Source organism: Klebsiella sp. X13, from assembly GCF_003323835.1.
In the GTDB taxonomy this organism is placed as follows: Bacteria; Pseudomonadota; Gammaproteobacteria; order Enterobacterales; family Enterobacteriaceae; genus Klebsiella; species Klebsiella ornithinolytica.
In genome coordinates, this window is sequence record NZ_CP030874.1 from 1,979,060 (window position 1) to 2,000,469 (window position 21,410).

The 21,410-nt window shown below is 54.1% G+C and carries 23 protein-coding genes; 12 read left to right on the top strand and 11 right to left on the bottom strand.

The features are described from left to right. Positions 1-131: 131 nt before the first annotated feature. Together DSD31_RS09430 and DSD31_RS09435 are read right to left on the bottom strand one after the other, a co-directional pair. Positions 132-275, bottom strand: a complete 144-nt coding sequence (locus DSD31_RS09430) for an Ecr family regulatory small membrane protein (protein ID WP_054828791.1) — start codon at positions 273-275, stop codon at positions 132-134. Between the two features lie 120 nt (positions 276-395). Beyond that, positions 396-1,367: a VirK/YbjX family protein gene (locus DSD31_RS09435; RefSeq protein ID WP_205318372.1), complete on the bottom strand. Its 972-nt coding sequence runs from the start codon at positions 1,365-1,367 to the stop codon at positions 396-398. 142 nt (positions 1,368-1,509) lie between these two features. Here DSD31_RS09435 and pphA point away from each other — a divergent pair, with 142 nt between their 5' ends. Then, the gene (gene pphA, locus DSD31_RS09440; RefSeq protein ID WP_004863967.1) at positions 1,510-2,154 is read left to right on the top strand and encodes a protein-serine/threonine phosphatase; all 645 of its coding nucleotides are present in this window, start codon (positions 1,510-1,512) and stop codon (positions 2,152-2,154) included. A gap of 5 nt (positions 2,155-2,159) precedes the next feature. Here the strand turns inward: pphA and DSD31_RS09445 are convergent, their stop codons facing one another. From DSD31_RS09445 to yebS, 5 genes are all read right to left on the bottom strand, one after another. Further along, positions 2,160-2,351: a YdfD/YebW family protein gene (locus DSD31_RS09445; RefSeq protein ID WP_004863962.1), complete on the bottom strand. Its 192-nt coding sequence runs from the start codon at positions 2,349-2,351 to the stop codon at positions 2,160-2,162. A 93-nt stretch (positions 2,352-2,444) separates the two neighbouring features. Further along, positions 2,445-2,684 (bottom strand): YebV family protein, encoded by a 240-nt coding sequence (locus DSD31_RS09450; RefSeq protein ID WP_004863958.1) that lies wholly within the window; start codon positions 2,682-2,684, stop codon positions 2,445-2,447. Between the two features lie 114 nt (positions 2,685-2,798). Beyond that, entirely contained in the window at positions 2,799-4,232 is a 1,434-nt protein-coding gene (gene rsmF, locus DSD31_RS09455; protein WP_072046549.1) for a 16S rRNA (cytosine(1407)-C(5))-methyltransferase RsmF, read from the bottom strand. Between the two features lie 74 nt (positions 4,233-4,306). Then, a complete protein-coding gene (locus tag DSD31_RS09460; protein WP_015584016.1) occupies positions 4,307-6,940 on the bottom strand; it encodes a PqiB family protein in 2,634 nt (877 codons plus the stop codon). Next, on the bottom strand, positions 6,909-8,192 hold the full coding sequence (gene yebS / locus DSD31_RS09465) for a membrane integrity lipid transport subunit YebS (protein ID WP_015584017.1): 1,284 nt from the start codon (positions 8,190-8,192) through the stop codon (positions 6,909-6,911). The genes DSD31_RS09460 and yebS overlap by 32 nt, the downstream gene beginning before the upstream one ends. Before the next feature lie 132 nt (positions 8,193-8,324). On the opposite strand from yebS, the gene DSD31_RS09470 reads away from it, so the two are divergent. The 4 genes from DSD31_RS09470 (at position 8,325) to htpX (ending at position 12,780) form a co-directional block, all read left to right on the top strand. Next, positions 8,325-8,822 carry a GAF domain-containing protein gene (locus DSD31_RS09470; protein ID WP_064367730.1) on the top strand — a complete coding sequence of 166 codons (498 nt, stop codon included), beginning with the start codon at positions 8,325-8,327 and terminating at the stop codon, positions 8,820-8,822. Between the two features lie 97 nt (positions 8,823-8,919). After that, positions 8,920-9,594 carry an RNA chaperone ProQ gene (gene proQ, locus DSD31_RS09475; protein ID WP_004863942.1) on the top strand — a complete coding sequence of 225 codons (675 nt, stop codon included), beginning with the start codon at positions 8,920-8,922 and terminating at the stop codon, positions 9,592-9,594. Positions 9,595-9,613: 19 nt separating this feature from the next. Next, positions 9,614-11,662 (top strand): carboxy terminal-processing peptidase, encoded by a 2,049-nt coding sequence (gene prc / locus DSD31_RS09480; RefSeq protein ID WP_004863939.1) that lies wholly within the window; start codon positions 9,614-9,616, stop codon positions 11,660-11,662. A 236-nt stretch (positions 11,663-11,898) separates the two neighbouring features. Then, complete coding sequence (htpX, locus tag DSD31_RS09485) at positions 11,899-12,780, top strand: protease HtpX (protein ID WP_004863936.1); 882 nt, start codon at positions 11,899-11,901, stop codon at positions 12,778-12,780. 77 nt (positions 12,781-12,857) lie between these two features. Here htpX and DSD31_RS09490 read toward each other — a convergent pair whose 3' ends face one another. Continuing rightward, on the bottom strand, positions 12,858-14,231 hold the full coding sequence (locus DSD31_RS09490; protein WP_015584019.1) for an MFS transporter: 1,374 nt from the start codon (positions 14,229-14,231) through the stop codon (positions 12,858-12,860). Between the two features lie 177 nt (positions 14,232-14,408). On the opposite strand from DSD31_RS09490, the gene kdgR reads away from it, so the two are divergent. Beyond that, the gene (kdgR, locus tag DSD31_RS09500; protein WP_004863930.1) at positions 14,409-15,200 is read left to right on the top strand and encodes a DNA-binding transcriptional regulator KdgR; all 792 of its coding nucleotides are present in this window, start codon (positions 14,409-14,411) and stop codon (positions 15,198-15,200) included. Between the two features lie 65 nt (positions 15,201-15,265). On the opposite strand, the gene DSD31_RS09505 is transcribed toward kdgR, so the two are convergent. Beyond that, positions 15,266-15,505: a YobH family protein gene (locus tag DSD31_RS09505; RefSeq protein ID WP_004863927.1), complete on the bottom strand. Its 240-nt coding sequence runs from the start codon at positions 15,503-15,505 to the stop codon at positions 15,266-15,268. A gap of 159 nt (positions 15,506-15,664) precedes the next feature. Between DSD31_RS09505 and mgrB the strand changes: the two genes are divergently transcribed. The 6 genes from mgrB (at position 15,665) to rlmA (ending at position 19,962) form a co-directional block, all read left to right on the top strand. After that, positions 15,665-15,808: a PhoP/PhoQ regulatory lipoprotein MgrB gene (gene mgrB, locus DSD31_RS09510; protein ID WP_015584020.1), complete on the top strand. Its 144-nt coding sequence runs from the start codon at positions 15,665-15,667 to the stop codon at positions 15,806-15,808. Positions 15,809-15,882: 74 nt separating this feature from the next. Further along, on the top strand, positions 15,883-16,167 hold the full coding sequence (locus DSD31_RS09515) for a YebO family protein (protein ID WP_004863926.1): 285 nt from the start codon (positions 15,883-15,885) through the stop codon (positions 16,165-16,167). A 635-nt stretch (positions 16,168-16,802) separates the two neighbouring features. Then, entirely contained in the window at positions 16,803-16,919 is a 117-nt protein-coding gene (locus tag DSD31_RS09525; RefSeq protein ID WP_049267871.1) for a DUF2627 domain-containing protein, read from the top strand. A 40-nt stretch (positions 16,920-16,959) separates the two neighbouring features. After that, a complete protein-coding gene (gene cspE / locus DSD31_RS09530) occupies positions 16,960-17,169 on the top strand; it encodes a transcription antiterminator/RNA stability regulator CspE (protein WP_001062678.1) in 210 nt (69 codons plus the stop codon). Between the two features lie 191 nt (positions 17,170-17,360). Next, a complete protein-coding gene (gene ftsI, locus DSD31_RS09535) occupies positions 17,361-19,106 on the top strand; it encodes a peptidoglycan glycosyltransferase FtsI (protein WP_088883849.1) in 1,746 nt (581 codons plus the stop codon). 61 nt (positions 19,107-19,167) lie between these two features. Next, positions 19,168-19,962, top strand: coding sequence for a 23S rRNA (guanine(745)-N(1))-methyltransferase (gene rlmA, locus DSD31_RS09540; RefSeq protein ID WP_113991001.1), 795 nt, complete (start codon positions 19,168-19,170; stop codon positions 19,960-19,962). 3 nt (positions 19,963-19,965) lie between these two features. Here the strand turns inward: rlmA and mntP are convergent, their stop codons facing one another. Beyond that, positions 19,966-20,532 (bottom strand): manganese efflux pump MntP, encoded by a 567-nt coding sequence (mntP, locus tag DSD31_RS09545; RefSeq protein ID WP_004863916.1) that lies wholly within the window; start codon positions 20,530-20,532, stop codon positions 19,966-19,968. A 416-nt stretch (positions 20,533-20,948) separates the two neighbouring features. Next, positions 20,949-21,407, bottom strand: a complete 459-nt coding sequence (locus tag DSD31_RS09550) for a DUF986 family protein (RefSeq protein WP_004863915.1) — start codon at positions 21,405-21,407, stop codon at positions 20,949-20,951. Between the last annotated feature and the right edge of the window lie 3 nt (positions 21,408-21,410).

The following is a 21,410-nucleotide window of genomic DNA, read 5'->3' on the forward strand; positions in this document are numbered from 1 at the left end:
GTCTTCATCGCCGCTGGATATCCATGCCCTGAAGATACGCGGGCATATTATTTTAGTGCGATCTATTTGGCCGCGCGTTGCCAGGAAATGAAGGGCTGCCGGGATGAAGATGGAGTAATAAAAACAACGTATTATTCAGGCGCGACGATTGACGGATACAGCTGGGATTCAAGGTAGCAGACCAGGGTCCAAATCTCACCGCTGAAAATAAACCAAAGCGCACCGAGCAGAATTATTATCACGATAACCAGAAGGGCAATTTCACTTTTACTCATAACTTCACTGGCTACCAGAAAGGAAACGATGAAGAGATGATAGTAACGAAACCACAGGATAAGATGCAAACGCCGTGATTTAAAAACGGCGTTTGTTTGATATGGACAGGCGTTAATCCGTCAGGGCTGGGGAGTCAGCTGCGCGACCTGCGCGATCAGGTCGTCCAGCAGCTGGAAGCGGCGGCGGTATTCCGCCCGCTTTTTACTGGCGATGGCATCCAGCGATTTCCTTTCCATCTGTCGCGGCAAGCGCCAGCGCCAGGCGCCATCGGCTACGCCATCAATAGACTGCCAGAACTCATCATAGCTGGCGTGGAAATGGCGCCCCTTGCTGAGACGATAGCGCAGCGCGCGGAAAACGTGGCCATTATCGCTTACGCCATAAATGGCCTGAATGTGGCTTCTGGCGGCCAACGCCCAGATAAACTCGATCAGCAGGCGTTTAGGAAACAGACCATGGCAGGCGCGGGTGGCGAGTTTAATCACTTCATGCGGCACGTTACGTCGCGGCCCCTGCAGCCCGCCGATAACCAGCTGCCATTGCTCCTGCTGGCGCACGACGCTGAAGGTGGCGCTGGCCAGCAGCGTCTGGTTACCATCGCGCAACCACAATGTGGTTTCGCCTTCGCGCTCGGCTTTACCCGCGGAGGAGGCCGAGAGAGTGAAGCGGGCTTCATCTTTACCCTGCAATTCCAGCAGGATCGTCTCTTTAGCGGCGGTCATGGCAGCAGCCAGCTGCGTGCCTGACAGTGAGTCGATGAACTGATAGTGGCTGATAATCGCCTGGGCGCGTTGGCTGGCGTTTAACCCACGCGTCAGATACTGGCGGTGGACTTTACCCGGCATGGTAACCTGTGCGGCAAGCAACTGATTAAAGTCAGGACGCACGGAAAGATTATCCAGCATTGCGCGAGTGGGCGTATAAAATAAGGCCGTACGCAATAAAAATTTCAGCCGGTAATTACGCTTTTGCCAAATCGGAGCGGGAATAAGTCTGCCCATCACCAGATCGGCAATAAGATTTGTGCGGGGCTGTTGTGCGAAGGCTGAGTGCAGGCTATTGTCCGTCACGATAAAATACCTCGTTGTTATTTAGCCTCTATTTTAAGGGCTTGGTGAGGCGAGATTAATATCCTGGCGGACTATATTTCTGTTTCGTTTATATTTGATTGAGGTGGGTATCTTTGGGGTGGTGAAGAGAGAATTAACTATAATTGTATCAGGGGGGCAAAATATGTATCAGCGTATTGAGGGTTCGGCCTGGCGCAATATCTGGCTGGTTGGCGATCTCCACGGCTGCTTTGCCGTATTGATGAGCCATCTCCGGCAGATAAAATTCGACCCATACCAGGATCTTCTCATCTCCGTGGGCGATTTGATCGATCGCGGGCCGCAAAGCGCGAAATGTCTCGCGCTTCTCGACTGCCGCTGGTTCTGTGCGGTGCGAGGTAACCATGAACAGATGGCGCTGGATGCGCAAGAGAGCGGGGCGTTGACGCTATGGGTCATGAACGGAGGCCACTGGTATCAGGAGAGCACGCGCGGCGAGCGGCTGCAGATTGACGAACGCCTGGATCGCTGTCGCCAGCTGCCGCTGATTGTGGAGCTCAGCGCCGGATCGCTGCGCCATATTGTGGCCCATGCCGACTACCCGGCGGCGACCTATCGTTGGCAGCAGCCGGTGGATGAACAACAGGTGCTCTGGAGCAGACAGCGCCTGATGGACCATCTGGCCGGTCGACATGGCGCGATAGGCGGAGCGGACCACTTCTGGTTTGGCCACACGCCGTTGAAGCAACGTTATGATAGCGATAATCAACATTATATTGATACGGGGGCGGTATTCGGCGGTGCACTCACCCTGGTGCAGCTGCAGTAAGCCGCTTAAAAATCGCTGTATTCGCTGGCAGGCTGCCAGAAACCATCAATAAAATCTTCAACCGGAAAACAGCCGCCCTGGCGTATCCGCTGATCGTTCATCGCCACAAGGCACCGTCGTTCGTTATCGTAAACGTCGACGACAATATCTTCGCAACCACCGTCCAGGTAACAAATAAACAAAACTAAGGCGAACATCCTGGCCTCATGTTTGGGTTTGTTAATCAGTATAGGGTAGCTCATAAACGGGGGGAATAAATAACCCGTCTCAGGCGACGGGTTCTTTTTGAATCAGGCAACGCGCATGATCCAGGCATCGGATTGTTGATCGTAGTGCTTACGGTAGAGGACGGAATGTTGACCATCAAGAATGGCAGGGACGCTGGTTTCCGCATCCCAGCCATCCAGCTGCATGCATAAGTCCGGATCGGATTTGCAAGGAATGCTTAACGTTCGCTCCCCCTGCTGTTCACCGTGCAGCTCGGCGTCGTCTATCTCAAACGCGCCGATTCGAATGCTGGTTTTACTCATAAATTCACCCCGTTGGTCTGCTGAGTTGTGGTACGACCAGTTAGGCCGTCATTTTTCAGCGTAGACAACGGGGGACAAACCGCCAGTAAAAAAATGCGGTTTTTTTGCAGTCGATCACGCCTTACCGGCAAATAGTTTACCGTCGCGAACCAGCTCACGCGGGTAGCTGTTTTTCAAACGGGAGCCGACTTTTTTCGCCAGGCCCAGCGTTGCCCCCTGGAACGTGACGATGACTTCATCCTGCTGCGGCGTCGTTTCAGGGTAGACGTCGCGGCCACGATACCACTCTTCCGCTTCATCCTGCGTCAGTTCAAAAGGAGCATCCGGGACGGCGAGCGCAATGACCGCTTCGTGCTGCCAGCGAAAGCCTTTGTTATGGGTTTCCGCCAGGCGAATGCCAATCCGCGAAAAACGGACCTGGCCGATAAATGATTCCAGCGCTTGCGGGAACAGCCAAATCTCTTTATCACGCTGCCAGAGCGTATGATGGTCATCCCAGTGCAGTCCGACGGCGGCCGCGGCGGCGGAAATCGCTGCGGCTTCCCGGCTTTTAAGCGGCGTAAAAGGAAATTTTCCGACTTTGTAACCCGGCGCCGGTCGCGCCTCGATCGCTGCGGTTTTCTTGAGGCGGGCAACAAAAAAACCTTCGCAGTCAAAAATCTGCGGAAAGACGTGGAGAAATCCCTCTGCGGTTAAGGCCTCCGTAGCCTGCGGGAACAGCGTGCCGAGCGGTAGCACCTCGACCGCCTGCGGATAGCGGGCTAACAGCCACTGCACGACCTCTTCGTTCTCTTCCCGGTTCAGGGTGCAGGTCGAGTACACCAGCGTGCCGCCGGGGCGCAGCGCGTGAAATGCGCTGTCGATGAGCTCCCGCTGAGTTTCGGCGATCTGCTGATTACTCTCAGGCGACCAGTTTTTCAACGCATCGGGATCTTTGCGCACCACCCCCTCGCCGGAGCAGGGGGCATCCAGCAGGATGGCGTCAAAGCGTTCCGGCAGCGCGGCGCCAAACACCCGACCATCGAAGTGGGTCAAGGCGACGTTGCTGATGCCGCAGCGGCTGATATTGGCATGCAGGACTTTAACCCGACTGGCGGAAAACTCGTTGGCGAGAATCCCGCCCTTATTTCCCATGCGCGCAGCAATCTGTGTGGTTTTGGAACCAGGGGCGGCGGCCACATCCATGACCCGCTGCGGCATGTCGCCATCGGCAAACAGCGCCGCAACCGGCAGCATAGAACTGGCTTCCTGGATGTAAAACAGGCCGCTGAGATGTTCGGCGGTGCTGCCCAGCGGCAGGGAGTCCTCATCATCGCGTTCGATCCAAAAGCCCTCTTCGCACCACGGGATTGGAGTCAGCTGCCAGCCATAGGGCGCCACCTGCTGCAGAAAGTCGGCGACGGAAATTTTCAGCGTATTCACGCGCAGGCTGCGGCGTAACGGGCGCTGGCAGGCCGCGATAAAGGCATCGAAAGAGAGATGCGTGGGCATCGCGTCACGCATTTGAGCGAGGAATTGGTCAGGAAAATAGACTGCGTTTTGAGCCACTGGTGCGCACCACAAGAAAAAAGGGTGCGCAGTTTATCATAAACGCTCCGGCGGGGGACACCGGAGCGTTTTGCTTACTGTGGCAGGGCCGTGCCCCATTCCCGCCACTCTTTCGGTTCGCTTTCCAGCAGCAGGAAGTGTTTACCATCCTGTGCCTTCGGCGCCAGCGGCGTGCCCGGCGGCGTGGCAAAGGAGATACCGCCGCGAATGAACTGGTTAAAGGTCCCGGTTTTCACGACGCCGCCAATCAGGCCAAAGTCGAGGTTATAGCCGGAAGAGAGCCAGAAGACCGAATTGTTACGCACCAGATACTGATAGCGTTTGCTGATACGCAATTTGACCATCACGCGATCCGACATCGAGCCCAGCGTCAAGCCGGTCACCGTACCGACTTCCAGGCCGCGGAACAGTACCGGCGTTCCGATATCCAGCGAACCGGCTTCCGGCACTTCGACAACGATGCTCAGACCGTCAATGTAGCGGGAGTCGCTAATTGTCGTTTCCTGAATTTCGAAATCACGGCGTGGCGTGCCGCGGCCGGGTTCAACGTTGATGTAGGGCTGGAAAATGGTATCCAGGTGTTCGACGCCCGCCGCAGAAATCTGCGGGGTGATCACCGAGAAACGGGTCCCGCTGCGGGCGAAGGTCTCGACGTACTCCGGGTAAAGCACGGCTTTCGCCTGGACTTCGTTTTTTGCGGTAATCAGATTCAGGGACTGGATCTGGCCGATATTAATGCCCAGGTAGCGAATCGGCATCCCTTCGGAAATTTTACCGGCATCAAAGGCATGCAGCGTAATCTGGCCACCGACTGCCCGGGCAGCGGTTTCAGAAGCATAGAGAATGCGTTTGTTGCCAATTCGCGCGCCGGCGCTGCTGCCGCTGAGATCGTCAAAGCTGATTGCGCCTTTCAATGCCCGTGACAGCGGTGATGCCTGCACGGTCAGACCATTGCCATCGAGCTGGACTTTGGCGCCGCCCTCGGCCCAGAAGACGCTATTGTTGGTCAACAGATTGCGATATTCCGGCTTAATATGCAGATCGATATCAAATGCGTTGCGGCGGGGTTTAACCGAAATGATCTCGCCGACGGCAAACTTACGATACAGCACCACCGAGCCTTCCTGAACATCAGGCAGGGTCTCTGCCGTCAGGCTCAGAGTGGTGGTGGGCACTTCGCTGAGGCTGTTTTCTTCCGCCTTCTCCATATTGGCATACAGCGGATAGCTGGCCTGTATTGCCCCTTTCTCGCCAGGGATAATACGAATACCGCCTTCGACCCACTCGCTGGCGCTGGCGCCCAGCACTTTGATGCCATCAAAACCCACTTTCACGTCAAGACGGCTGTTAACGACAAATTTGCTGTCGCCGCGCACCAGGTCGCGATACTCAGGGGTAATGGCCACCTGGAAGGTGACGCCTTTAGCGGTCAGCTTGCGCTCCAGAACCTGACCCACTTTCACGCCGTGCAGCACCAGCGGCTGCCCGGCATCAATGCCGTAACTCTCCGCTGCCGTGAGCGTCACCGTCGCCACATCCGGTTCATCGAGCAGGGATTTGTCAGCCGGAAGCACCACAAAGTGATTTCGCGTCTCCCCCTCTCCGGGCACCAGTTCGAACGTATTCCCGGTCAACAGGGCGCTGAGGCTGGGGTTATCCAGCGAGATTTTCGGCTTTTTCATCTGAATAAGCGTCTTATCTCTGAGCAGGGTGACCACGCTTGGGTCAACCGTCATCTCACCGGTCACTTTACTGCCGGGATTGAGGTTGAGTTTGGTCAGTTGCCCGACTTCCAGCCCCTGGTACATCAGCGGGGTGGAGCCGGCTTTCAGGCCTTCGCCGTCAGGCAGCTCCAGCGTGACCAGAACCCCGCGCTGGCTATGAGCCAAATCTTCGTACAGACCAAACTCATCGTTTTGTTGCGCGGCCTGAGAATCGGCAGGGGAGTCAAAGGCAATAGCGCCATTGACCAGCGCGGAGAGGCTTTCCAGCTGGACTTTCGCGCCGCCGAGGCCGACATCGGCCTTAACGCCTGACACATTCCAGAAGCGGCTGCCTTTTTTCACCAGGTTTGTAAAGCGGCGTTCAATCAGCACATCGATAGTGACGCCCTGATTGTTATCATTGAGCGCAAAATCGTAAACCCGACCCACCGGAATTTTGCGGAAGTAGACCAGCGATCCGCTGGTGAGCGAACCGAGGTCCGGCGCCTGCAGATGAATCATCAGCTCGCCGTTGTTGATATGGTATTTCGGCTGGGTATCGAGAGCGACGAAATGGTCCTGCGGCTCCCCTTTACCCGGCATCATGCCGATGTAGTTACCGCCAACCAGCGCATCAAGACCGGATACGCCGGCCAGCGAGGCTTTCGGAGTAACCAGCCAGAACTGGGTATCTTTGCGCAGAGCGTCTTTCATATCGCCCTTCACACTGGCAGAGACTTCGATTTTGCTCAGGTCTTTGCTCAGCGAGATATTCTCGACGGTGCCCACCTCGACCCCTTGATAGCGGATAGGCGTGCGCCCCGGGACAATCCCGTTGGCCGACTGGAAGTCGATGGTGATGGTCGTCCCGCGATCGTTATAGCTGGTCCAGATCAGCCAGCTGGCGATCAGCAGGGCTATTACCGGCAGCAGCCAGAATGGCGAGATGCGACGTTTAGTTTTAATTCTGGCTTCAGTCGGTGAAGCGGGCGTTTCCTGACTCATGTGCGTCCCAAAGTAAGCGGCTGTCCAGCCATTCAACAGCAAGGATAGTTAATATTACCGCGGCGCCGAAATATACCGCAGCAGGCCCCATCGTGAAAGCGAGGAGTTGGTCGCGATTAATCAGTGACATGGTTAATGAGATAACAAAAAGATCCAACATTGACCAACGGCCGATCCAGGTAATCAGCCGCAGCAGGATGATGCGGGTACGCAGCCCCTGTTCGCACTTGAATTGTATGCTCACTAATAGCGTAAACAAGACAATAACTTTGGTAAATGGCACCAGAATACTGGCGATAAACACCACGCCGGCAATCGCCACATTGCTATTGGCCAACGACATAATCCCCGACAGAATCGTATCATCCTGTCGTGCGCCGTTGACGTAAATAATGGAGATCGGCAGCAGGTTTGCGGGAAGCAGGAACACCACCGACGCAATCAGCCCGGCCCAGCTTCGCTGCAGACTCTGCGGCCGTCGATGGTGGAGCGGCGTATGGCAGCGTCGGCAGCGTCCGCGGGCATCGCGAAAGCCGGTGTAATGACAGCCGGTGCAAACCTGTAGCGCCGGGTCGGCCCGAAACGCTGGACGCTGGGGATAAAATCGCTCCCATAACTCTTCAACGTTCATATGAATGATCGTCAGAATGCTGAGCAGGGTGAGCGAGATAAAGGCCACAAGCCCGACGCCCGGCTGCAGGAAGGCGTAATCCTGTACTTTGATGGAGGCCACGCCGATACCGACCAGATAGATATCCAGCATCACCCACTCTTTGAGTTTTTCCAGCATCAGCAGCACCGGGCGTAAATTCATCCCCAGAACGTTCCCCAGCCAGAGATAGGCGATCGAGATGACCAGCAGCGCCGGTGCGCCAATCGCACAAAACAGCACCATCGCGGCAGTAAGCGGATCGCCCTGACCGGTCATTTGCCAGATCCCCTGGATTACGTTCGCATCGATACGTACGCCGAGCAGATGCAGACGCAGTAAGGGTTCGGTCCACGCAAAGGGCATCAGGAGCATCATGGTAATGGCCATACTACCCAGTCGCGAAAGAGACCAGTCGCGGCCATCACGCACTTTCGCATTGCAGCGCGGGCACCAGGCACTTTGATAACGCTTAAGCACCGGCAAACGAAAAAGAACGTCACACTGCGGGCAGCGGTGATAATGTGCCTGAGGGAGCGGACGGCTGACCGCATGCACGACCATCTTTTTTGCCGGTGTTATCGGTTGTGTTTTTAGTGGCATTTATTACGTACAGGAATGAATGTATCTCACTATCTTAACCCAGGATTGAATTCATCTTGAGCCTGAACGCATTTAATGCTTATTTTATTAGGCAATGCGTGTTTCGCAGTAAGACAACTAAGTGACCAGATAATGAACAAAACAGAATTTTACGCGGATTTGAACCGTGATTTTCAGGCTTTAATGGCAGGTGAAACCAGTTTTTTGGCGATGATCTCTAATACCAGCGCGCTGCTGTTTGAGCGCCTGACCGAGGTTAACTGGGCAGGTTTCTATCTGCTTGAAGGGGAAACGCTGGTTTTAGGACCATTCCAGGGCAAACTGGCCTGCGTACGGATTCCGGTTGGGCGAGGCGTATGCGGTGCGGCCGTTGCGCAAAATCGCGTTCAGCGGGTGGAAGATGTTCATGCCTTCGATGGACATATCGCGTGTGATGCCGCCAGCAATTCGGAAATCGTCTTTCCGCTGCAGGTGAACAATCAGATTATTGGCGTTCTTGATATCGACAGCACCGCCTTCTCCCGCTTCACCGCTGAGGATGAGCAGGGGCTGGCTGAACTGGTCGCGCATCTGGAAAAACTCATTTCTGCGACTGACTATCAAAAAATATTCGCCCACGTCGCAGGATAATCAACGGATAACGTAGCATTTAGCGATGGCGTCATTATAATGACGCCTGTTCATGCCTGCGGCTTGTTGGCTACGTCCGTTGTAATCAGGAAATTTCATGGAAAATCAACCTAAGTTGAATAGCAGTAAAGAAGTTATCGCGTTTCTGGCCGAACGTTTCCCTCAGTGCTTCAGCGCTGAAGGTGAAGCTCGCCCCCTGAAAGTCGGTATTTTTCAGGATCTCGTGGAGCGTGTTGGGGGGGAGATGAATCTCAGCAAAACCCAACTTCGTGCCGCTTTACGTCTTTATACTTCGAGCTGGCGCTATCTGTACGGCGTTAAGCCAGGCGCAGTTCGCGTTGACCTTGACGGCAACCCGTGCGGCGAACTGGAAGAGCAGCATGTTGCTCACGCTCGTCAGCAGCTCGAAGAAGCAAAAGCTCGCGTTCAGGCGCAGCGCGCAAGCCAGCAGGCTAAAAAGCGCGAAGCCGCCGCCGCTGCGGGTCAGCAGGAAGACGGTGCTCGTCGTGAGCGTAAGCCACGTCCTCAGGTTCGTCGCAAAGAAGGCACCGAACAGCGTAAGCCGCGTCCAGCCGTTGCAAAAGCACCGCGTGAAGAACGTCATACCCCTGTATCAGATCTGACCGCGTTAAGCGTTGGCCAGGCTCTGAAGGTGAAAGCAGGCAACAACGCAATGGACGCCACCGTTCTGGAAATCACCAAAGATGGCGTTCGTGTACAGCTGACTTCTGGTATGTCAATGATTGTACGCGCAGAACACCTGGTGTTCTGAAACGGAGGCCGGGCCAGGCATGAACACATTCTTTAAGCTCACCGCGCTTGCGGGCCTGCTAGCAATAGCAGGCCATGCGTTCGCCGTGGACGATATTACTCGAGTCGATCAAATTCCCGTGCTGAAAGAAGAGCCGCAGCACGCGACGGTGAGTGAGCGCGTTACCTCGCGCTTTACCCGTTCTCACTACCGGCAATTTGATCTCGACAACGCCTTCTCGGCAAAAATTTTCGACCGCTATCTGAATCTGCTGGACTACAGCCACAATGTGCTGTTGGCCAGCGATATCGCTCAGTTCTCGGCGAAGAAGAATCAAATCGGCGATGAGCTGCGTACCGGAAAGCTGGACGTTTTTTACGACCTGTATAACCTGGCACAGAAGCGTCGTTTTGAGCGCTATCAGTATGCATTGAAGGTGCTGGAACGTCCGATGGACTTTACCGGCAACGACAACTTCAACCTTGACCGCAGCAAAGCCCCCTGGCCGAAAGACGAAGCCGAGCTCAACGCGCTGTGGGATGCCAAGGTTAAGTTTGACCAGCTGAGCCTCAAGCTTACTGGCAAAGATGACAAAGAAATTCGCGATACCTTAACGCGTCGCTACAAATTCGCCATTCGTCGCCTGGCGCAGTCCAACAGCGAAGATGTGTTCTCGATGGTGATGACCGCTTTTGCTCGCGAGATTGACCCGCACACCAACTATCTGTCCCCGCGCAATACCGAACAGTTCAATACCGAAATGAGCCTGTCGTTAGAGGGCATCGGCGCGGTACTGCAGATGGATGACGACTATACGGTCATCAATTCGCTGGTAGCCGGTGGTCCGGCGGCGAAGAGCAAATCGATCGCCGTCGGCGATCGTATCGTCGGCGTCGGCCAGTCCGGTAAAGGCATGGTTGACGTTATCGGCTGGCGTCTGGATGACGTTGTTGCGCTGATTAAAGGGCCGAAGGGCAGCAAAGTGCGCCTCGAAGTTCTGCCTGCTGGTAAGGGCGCGAAAACCCGCATCGTCACGCTAACCCGAGAGCGTATTCGTCTCGAAGACCGCGCGGTGAAGATGTCGGTGAAAACCGTCGGCAAAGAGAAAGTCGGCGTGCTGGATATCCCGGGCTTCTACGTTGGCCTGACGGACGACGTCAAGGTGCAGCTGCAGAAGCTGGAGAAACAGAACGTCAGCAGCATTGTTATCGACCTGCGCAGCAATGGCGGCGGGGCGCTGACCGAAGCAGTTTCACTCTCCGGTCTGTTTATCCCGTCTGGCCCGGTGGTTCAGGTCCGTGACAACAACGGCAAAGTGCGTGAAGACAGCGATACCGATGGCGTGGTGTACTATAAAGGCCCGCTGGTGGTGTTGGTCGATCGTTTCAGTGCTTCGGCCTCTGAAATCTTCGCTGCCGCCATGCAGGATTACGGTCGCGGCTTAATTGTTGGCGAGCCGACCTTTGGTAAAGGCACCGTTCAGCAGTATCGCTCGCTGAACCGGATTTACGATCAGATGCTGCGCCCTGACTGGCCGGCGCTGGGCTCTGTACAGTACACCATTCAGAAGTTCTACCGCATTAACGGCGGCAGTACCCAACGTAAAGGTGTCACGCCGGATATCATGATGCCGACCGGTAGCGAAGATCGTGAAACCGGTGAGCAGTATGAAGATAACGCGCTGCCGTGGGATAGCGTCAATGCGGCGACCTACGTGAAATCCGGTGATTTGAAACCGTTCGATCCGCAGCTGCTGAAGCTGCATAATGAGCGCATCGCCAAAGATCCCGAGTTCCAGTACATCATGAAGGACATCGCTCGCTATAACGCAATGAAAGATAAGCGTTATATCGTTTCTCTCAACTACGCTCAGCGTGAAAAAGAGAACGAAGAAGACGATGCGACGCGCCTGGCACGGATTAACGATCGTCTGAAGCGCGAAGGTAAACCGCCGCTGAAGAAACTGGACGATCTGCCGAAGGACTACCAGGAGCCGGATCCGTATCTTGATGAGACGGTTCACATTGCGGTAGACCTTGCGCATCTTGAGAAAGAGATGCCCGCGGTAGAACCGCCGGTCAGCAAATAAGCACCCAACGGGCACAATGATTGTGCCCGTTTTTCTTTCCGTCATCTTCCCGACCGTCCTCTCTTAGACATACAAAATGTCAACAACTTACGCAGATGTCAGTTCGCTGTGACAAAATGTAAAGTTGTGTTTTTCTCGTGACTTAGCGGGGCCTGATCGTTGAAAATTGGCGTTCTACCCATACGATATGGGTAATCGCATAGTGCGTTTTGTTAAATCGAGGTTAAAAGAAAATTATGATGCGAATCGCGCTTTTCCTGTTGACCAACCTGGCGGTGATGGTGGTATTCGGGCTGGTGTTAAGCCTGACGGGAATTCAGTCAAGCAGCATGACCGGGTTACTGATCATGGCGCTGCTTTTTGGTTTTGGTGGATCGATCGTTTCGCTGATGATGTCGAAATGGATGGCACTGAAATCCGTGGGTGGGGAAGTGATTGAGCAGCCGCGCAATGAAACAGAACGCTGGCTGATGAACACCGTCGCACAGCAGGCGCAGCAGGCGGGTATTGGCATGCCGCAGGTCGCCATCTACCATGCGCCGGATATCAACGCGTTTGCCACCGGCGCCCGCCGCGATGCTTCTCTGGTCGCCGTGAGCACCGGGCTGCTGCAAAACATGAGTCGTGACGAAGCCGAAGCGGTCATCGCCCACGAAATCAGCCACATCGCCAACGGTGACATGGTCACTATGACGCTGATTCAGGGGGTGGTGAACACCTTCGTTATCTTTATCTCGCGTGTTATCGCGCAGATTGCCGCCGGCTTCCTGGGCGGAAACCGGGATGACAGTGAAAGCAGCAACGGTAACCCGCTGATTTACTTTGCCGTAGCGACCGTGCTGGAACTGGTGTTCGGTATTCTGGCCAGCATTATTACCATGTGGTTCTCGCGCTATCGTGAATTCCACGCCGATGCCGGGTCTGCCAGACTGGTTGGGCGTGAGAAAATGATTGCCGCGCTGCAGCGCCTGAAAACCAGCTATGAACCGCAGGAAGCCAGCAGCATGATGGCGTTCTGCATTAACGGTAAGGCGAAGTCAATGAGCGAACTGTTCATGACTCACCCGCCGCTGGATAAGCGTATTGAAGCGCTGCGCAGTGGCGAATACCTGAAGTAACGTTGTTGCAGAATAGCTAAAAAATCCGCGGCCCCCGGGCTGCGGATTTTTTTTGGGCTGAAGCCTGAGGAGAGCGGCTATTGTCCCGGACGGGGCTGGGTTACGCGAAGCCCGCTGACGGTTGCGGCAATCACCGCCAGCCCACCGGCCAGCAGCAGTGCGCTGTGGGTGCCGCCGTTGCCCTGCAGGTTAAGTAGCAGGGCAACCAGCGCCGCACCGGTACTTTGACCGAGCAGTCGCGCGGTCCCCAGCATTCCGCTGGCGCCGCCGCTGCGCTGGGCCGGTGCGGAAGAGACAATGGTATGGTTGTTCGGCGACTGGAACAGGCCAAAACCGGCGCCGCACAGCGCCATGCGCCAGATAATATCCAGATCGGAAGGCGAGGAGGGCAACAGCGCGAGGCCAAACAGGCCGCAGGCCATCACCAGCAGACCGATTGCCCCCAGTAATCCCGCGTGCACTTTCTCAATCATATAACCCGCCAGCGGCGCCATCACCATGGTAGCCAGAGGCCACGGCGTCAGCAGTAAGCCGGTTTCGACTTCGCTACGGCCCATCACCGACTGCAGGAAGAAGGGCAGGGAAACCAGCGCCAGCATTTGCGCGCAGAACGAGCAAACAGAGGTACAGATAGACAGGGAAAACAGCGGGATGCGCAGCAGGTCAATCGGCAACAGCGGTACCGGCATCTGCAGCTGGCGGCGCACAAAGAAGAAACCGATAACCAGCATCGCGGCCACTTCTGCAAGCACGAGTCGTCCCGACTGACCCTGGGCAAAACCGCCGAGAGCGGTGATCAACAGGCCAAACGTCAGCGCATTCATTATGGCGCTGGGAAGATCGAAACGGGTGATTTTGCTCCGGCCAACGTTCGCCGGCAGGTAACGCATGGCGAGGATAAGCGAAACAATCCCGAGCGGAATATTAATAAAAAACAGCCATTGCCAGGAGGCCACCGAGAGAATCGCTGCCGCAATAGTGGGGCCAGCGGCCGATGAAACCGCCACCACGAAGGAGTTAATCCCCATCCCGCGTCCGAGAAAACGCTGCGGGAAAATAAGCCGGATCAGCGCCGTATTGACGCTCATCAGGGCGGCGCCGCCAAGGCCCTGCGCGACGCGGGCAAGGGTCAGCATCTCCAGACTATGGGAAAGTGCGCAGGCGAGCGAGGTCAGAGTAAACAGCGCAAGGCCGATTTTATAGATACGCCGATAGCCAAACATATCGCCGAGAAAAGAGAGCGGCAGAAGGGCAATCACGATAGCTATCTGGTAGGCGTTGACAATCCAGATTGACGCCGCCGGCGAGGCGTTTAAATCGGTGGCAATAGTCGGCAGGGCCACGTTAGCGATTGCGCCGTCGAGTACCGCCATGGCTAACCCTAAAACGATGGTCAGAATTGCGCCGTAGCGCTGCGGCAAAGGCAGGCCATCGGAAATGTTTTTATCCATGTTGAATGTATGTCTTTAGGGTAATTATTCTCTGAGTAATGATTTTAGCATTGATTATTCGGCTGTATGTCGCAGATTTGTAACGAATGAGCAGAAGAACGATTGCGGGGGGCGCGATGCGAATTTATAATAAAAACCGGTTCTGATTTTTATAAAACAGTTACGATGAGGTGATAAATGGCAGTTGCAGATTTGGATAAGCAGCCAGATTCTGTCTCTTCGGTATTGAAAGTTTTTGGCATTCTGCAGGCGCTTGGTGAAGAGCGTGAAATTGGCATAACCGAACTGTCCCAGCGCGTCATGATGTCAAAAAGCACCGTTTATCGCTTTTTGCAAACCATGAAATCGCTGGGCTATGTGGCGCAGGAAGGTGAATCCGAGAAATACTCCCTGACGCTCAAGCTGTTCGAACTGGGCGCGCGTGCGCTACAGAATGTCGATCTGGTCCGCAGTGCCGATATCCAGATGCGTGAACTTTCGCGGCTGACGAAAGAGACGATCCACCTGGGGGCGCTGGATGAAGACAGCATCGTCTATATCCACAAAATCGACTCGATGTACAACCTGCGGATGTACTCACGAATCGGTCGCCGCAACCCGTTGTACAGTACCGCTATCGGTAAAGTGCTGCTGGCGTGGCGCGATCGCGCTGAAGTTGAGCAAATTCTTGAAGGCGTCGAATACAAACGCAGCACCGAGCGGACCATTACCAGTACGGAAGCGCTGCTTGGCGTCCTGGATCAGGTTCGTCAGCAGGGCTACGGTGAAGATAATGAAGAACAGGAAGAGGGACTGCGCTGCATCGGCGTACCGGTTTTCGACCGCTTTGGCGTGGTGATTGCAGGTCTGAGTATCTCTTTCCCGACTCTGCGTTTCTCGGAAGAGCGTCTGAGTGAATACGTGGAGATGCTGCACACGGCGGCGCGTAAGATTTCTGAACAGATGGGCTATAACGACTATCCATTCTGATCCGAAGGGCAGCCTGGTCAGTTAAGCGACAGCGGGAATACGTTTCCCGCTGTCGCTTTTACGCATTAACCTTTGTCGATAACGGTTTCGCTTTTGCGTAAAATCGGGCAGTCGGTAACACCGATAATACCGCTATCAGAATGAACGTATTGTGCGGTACTGGTGCCGCGAGCGGTCAGATATTTACACTGAAGCCCCAGTCCCGCAGCATTCTCATTGCTGCCAATAAGAATGCCATAGCCGCTCAATAATATCCCAATCCATACGATAGCCAGTACTACAATGGAACGAATGATTAATCGCATTGTTGCCTCATGGTTTACATTATCCCTGCGCCTATTTTGACAGCTACACGTATTGAAACAAGTCTATGATTCCTAAACTTGTCTTTCGTATTACAGTTAGCCACGGTTTAAGATGCTCATGTTATCCTGGAAACATCTGATACTGATGCGGAGAATGGAGTGAAAAAAGTACGCTGGGTTTTGCTGATAGTCATCATAGCGGGCTGTTTGTTGCTGTGGACTCAGATGCTTAACGTAATGTGCGATCAAGATGTACAGTTTTTCAGCGGCATCTGCACAATCAACAAGTTTATCCCCTGGTAAGACATTTTTATGACGACCGATTTCCTTCTGCTGCGCGAGTGGTAGAATGGACGCCTTCTCTTTGAGGTGGTGAAATGAGTGAGTTACTGAATCCTGGGATCTTAAATCTGGCATCGCTGGCACTGTCCGTTGTGCTGCTGCTTGTCGGTTTGTTGTTATGGTTTTTTGTTAATCGCGCAAGTTCGCGCACCAATCAGCAGATTGAACTGCTGCAGGCGTTACTGGACCAGCAAAAGCGGCAAAATGCGCTGCTGCGCCGTCTCTGTGAAGCCAATGAGCCTGAGAAAGAAGAGGTTACTAAGACTTCGGCGGGAGAGAAAGACGATGACGACTTTATCCGTCTCGTCGCCGAACGGTAACTGACTGACAGGTGTGCACCGCGTCGGTGTGCACCTGGATCACGGAGAGGCTATAACTTTTTCTTATCCTTCCCGATCGTTTTGTTACACTTCCTCGCGCCCTGAGTGTGTTCCCGCTCTCAATTCTGGCTATTGACGCCATTGATTTTTTAGTTAATCAAATTAAATAATAACAATCTGTTTTAATTGTCTGATGAAAAATATCGTCATTAATGCTTCATGTTTAAATTGTATTATAAATAATATTTATAACGTGAGCGGGTGACGATTTTATATCTTTACCTCCGCAGAATTTAAGCGAAATTTCAACTATAGATATGACCTTTTATACGCATCATTATGCACCGGTCCTGACGGTGCTTGCTGAAAATGTGGTGTCTGAATAGCCAGGTACCTGGACGAACCGAAGTTGTTGAGCTATGGTAAAAAAGTTGCAATCATGGGGTTGGCTATATTGCGAATCCTACGGTAGCAGCGAGGGCAACCCTGGGCGGCAAAGACGCATAAATGTGCAGGCGATCAAATGATTACCTTATAATTTGTGCGAAGGATCGAGACACGTTTAAAAATGGCTTGCCATTATTTACGTTGTATGTGATAACACCTTTCGGGTTAAACGAGGTACAGTTCTGTTTATGTGTGGCATTTTCAGTAAAGAAGTCCTGAGTAAACACGTTGTCGTTGAATACCGCTTCTCTGCCGAACCTTATATTAGTGCCTCATGCAGTAATGTGTCAGTTTTATCTATGTAAGCGCCTGTGGGCGAAGAAAACAGTCTAAGGAATTTTGCAAATGGCAAAGATTAAAGGTCAAGTTAAGTGGTTCAACGAGTCTAAAGGTTTTGGTTTCATTACTCCGGCTGATGGCAGCAAAGATGTGTTCGTACACTTCTCCGCTATCCAGGGTAATGGCTTCAAAACTCTGGCTGAAGGCCAGAACGTTGAGTTCGAAATTCAGGACGGCCAGAAAGGTCCGGCAGCAGTTAACGTTACTGCTATCTGATTCAAGACCACTCATCTTGTAAGAAAAGCCTCGCCTCTGCGGGGCTTTTTAGTCTTTATTGCAAAACATTTCCATTTTTCCCCCTCCGTCGCGCTTTGTTGCAAAACAACATCCTTATTCGCATAGTTTCGCATCCTGTTGTGCCGATTTTCTGTTAAATCAGAGGGTTGCAATATAATGCTGGAGCTACGGTGCTAAAGTACAAAAATAAGTCAGTTGCTCATTTCACCCCTCTTCGTTTTGGGCTGTTGTGCGTGGCAATTCTCGGGTGTCTCGGAATACTGTTGGGGCGGGTAGCCTGGCTGCAAATCGTTTCTCCAGATAACCTGGTGAAACAAGAAGATATGCGTTCGTTGCGCGAAGAACCCATCGATGTACAGCGTGGAACCATCAGCGATCGCGAGAACCGCCCGCTGGCGGTCAGCGTGCCGGTGAGCGCTATCTGGGCCGACCCGCAAACCATTATGCAAAAGGGCGGCGTCGGCTATGACCCGCGCTGGCAGGCGATGGCGGAGGCGCTGCACCTCAATCTGAGCGAACTGGCCAAACGCGTTGAGAGCCATCCGCATATGCGGTTCATCTATCTGGCCCGTCAGGTTAACCCGGAGCAGGCCGAATGGATCGACAAACTGCACCTGCCAGGGATCAACCTGCGCGATGAGTCGCGCCGCTTCTATCCCGCGGGGCACGTGGCGGCTAACCTGTTGGGGTTTACTAATATCGATAACCAGGGCATTGAGGGGATTGAGAAAAGCTTTAATGTCCAGCTTACCGGAAAGCCGGGGCGCCGGCTGGTGCGTAAAGATCGTCATGGCCACGTGATTGAAAATATCACCGAGATGCCGGCGGTGCCTGCGCATAATATTCAGCTGAGTATCGACGAACGTCTGCAGACGGTGACTGAAGATGCGCTGGATAACGCCGTGAACTGGAATAAGGCGGAATCAGGGGCGGCGGTACTGATTAAGATTGATACCGGCGAGATACTGGCGATGGCCAGCTATCCGGACTTCAATCCCAATAATCGTGACAACGCCAGGCTCGATGATTTTCGCAACCGCGCCATCAGTGACACCTTTGAGCCAGGCTCGACGGTAAAACCGCTGGTAGTGATGACGGCGTTACAGCAGGGGATTGTGCAGCCGGACAGCGTAGTGGATACCCATCCCTTTGTGCTTGATGGTCACCGCATTCGTGACGTTGGCTATTATCCCGAACTGTCATTGACCGGTATTTTGCAAAAATCCAGCGATACCGGCGTTTCGCATCTGTCGCTGGCCATGCCGGTTCAACACCTGATCGATACCTATAAAGCGTTCGGTTTTGGCGACCCGACCGGGCTGGGGCTGACCGGTGAAAGCGCCGGACTGATGCCGCAACGGCGCTATTGGGGCCAGCTGGACCGCGCGACCTTTGCCTTCGGATATGGTCTGATGGTGACCCCGCTGCAGCTGGCGCACGTTTATGCCACGATCGGCGGCTTCGGTATCGAACGACCGCTCTCGATTACCCGTATCGACCCGCCGGTTATCGGCACGCGGGTTATGCCAGAACCGATAGTGCATGAAGTGGAGCATATGATGGAGAGCGTGGCGTTGCCGGGCGGCGGCGGAACCAAAGCGGCGGTGCGCGATTATCGCATTGCGGTGAAAACCGGGACCGCGAAAAAAATCGGTCCTGACGGTAAATATATCGATAAATATGTGGCGTATACCGCAGGCGTGGCGCCCGCCAGTCGTCCGCAGTTTGCGCTGGTGGTGGTGATTAACGATCCCAGCAATGGCGCCTATTATGGTGGGGCGGTTTCTGCACCGGTCTTTAGCCAGATCATGGGAGATGTGCTGCGGCTGGAAAATGTGATGCCGGACGGTATGCCACAAGGTTCGGAAAATCTGATTGTGATGCATAGCGGGGATGCCGTTCCGCCGGCGTTGTAACAGTGGTCTGAAAGGGCGAATAGCGCTACACTTTCGCCCTTTCAGCGACACCGGAGTTGTCATGTCATACAGTTGCCCACTTTGCCACGCGCCGCTTTCCCGCCGCGATAATAGCTATATCTGCCCGCAGCGGCACCAGTTCGATCTGGCGAAAGAGGGGTATGTCAATTTACTGCCGGTGCAGTTTAAGCGGTCTCGCGATCCGGGCGATAGCGCGGAGATGATGCAGGCGCGGCGGGCGTTTCTCGACGCGGGCCACTATCAACCTCTGCGTGATGCCATTAGCGACTTTCTGTCCGTCGCTGCCCCTGAGCGCCTGCTTGATATCGGCTGCGGGGAAGGGTATTACACCCATGCGTTTGCCGCCATCGCCGCTCATTGTTGGGGGCTGGACGTCTCAAAGTCGGCCATTCGCGCGGCGGCCAGACGCTATCCGCAGGTTAACTTTTGCGTCGCATCGAGCCAGCGTCTGCCGTTCGACGACGCCAGCCTGGATGCGGTGGTGCGAATTTATGCCCCTTGTAATGCGCAGGAGCTGGCACGGGTGGTCAGACCCGGCGGCTGGGTCATTACCGCCACGCCGGGGCCGCGTCATTTGCTGGAGCTGAAAGGGTTGATTTACGATGAGGTGCGTCTGCATGAGCAAAATCATGAACAGATGGCCGGTTTTACATTAAGCCAGAAGCAGCAGCTGGCCTATCCGATGCAGCTGACCGGGGCCGAGGCTGAAGCGCTGCTGCAGATGACGCCATTCGCGTGGCGGGCGAAGCCAGCGGTGCGTGAAACGCTGCGCGCGCAGGCGACTTTCCGCTGCCAGACCGATTTTATGATTCACTGCTGGCAGCGTGAGGCCTGAGAACTAACCGGCGAAATGGCTCCAGAGAATCTGGGCGCCGATACCCATCAGGACAATACCACCAAGAATTTCGGCTCGTTTGCCCAGCAGCGGGCCGATAAACCGTCCGACCATTATCCCCAGCGTCGACATCACCAGCGTTGCGCAGCCGATAGCCAGCGCGGTGGCGATAATATTTACCTGCAGGAATGCCAGGCCGACGCCGACGGCCATCGCATCGAGACTGGTGGCGAAAGCGGTGGTGACCAGCAGCCAGAAACCATGGCGACGAGGCGCTTCACACGCCTCATCTTCGGTTGTACGAAAACCTTCGATGACCATACGTCCGCCGAGAAAGACCAGCAGCACGAACGCGATCCAGTGATTCCACTCCAGCACGAACTGGCTGGCGAGCATCCCCATCCCCCAGCCGACAAGCGGGGTGAGCGTTTCGATGGCGCCGAAAATTAACCCGGTGCGCAGCGCTTCGGAGAACTTAGGTTTGTGTAAGGTGGCGCCTTTACCGATAGAGGCCGCGAAGGCGTCCATGGACATGCCAAAGGCAAGAAGAATCGTAGCGGAGATGTTCATGATTGCGTCCTGACCGGGGAAAATCCATATGACACATCACAGCCCCCAGTAGATATACGCAGCCCGCGATTCAGGTATGCGTACAGCGGTGATGTGTCTATGGTCTCGCCTGATTGAACACCTTCTTCAACCCGTACGTGCCACGTTTTGCAACGAGTATGTTGACACGCACATTTCCTGGCAGGCAGGAAACCGGCTACTCCCCAACGACGGGCGCAACCTTAACATATTTTAAGAATATAAAACAATAACAGGATTTATTTATTTCGATAACCAAATGATAACGATTTTCATTTGAATTTATGGGTAAATAATTCGTTAATAAATATAAGTAAAGTGCGCAGACGGAATATAGCCATGGCTATATATCCATCTGCCAGAAATCGCTGAAATATAGCGTTGGCTATATTAGTAACTTACTGAGTTGAAACGAGAAGTTTGTATATCTTTTCCAGATCGTCGATGTTTCGTACACGAATAAGCAGGCGCCGCTGTTCTAATTGCATCACCAGTACGCCATCTTCCGATAAATTCATCGCTTTAATTCGCTTATATTCAATCCAGATATTGGCGAAGAAAAAACCAGTTGGTTTGAAGATGATTTTCGGCGTCCGGATCCAGAACAGAAACAACCCCATTAACGCCAGCGCAGATAATAACCATGTGGTGATTAGCGCACCGTGACTGATGATATTGTTATAAATCAGAATGGCGATCAGGCCGACGAAGATGATCCCGTCAACGCGACTGCGGCGGAGCAGGGGGATGGCCAGGAGTAACGGGCCGTTGCGACGGGGCATAATAAACTGGTCATAAATGGCAAACGCCAGCAGAACAACAATAAACAGAATCAGCACCAGATCCGTGATTGTCATCTA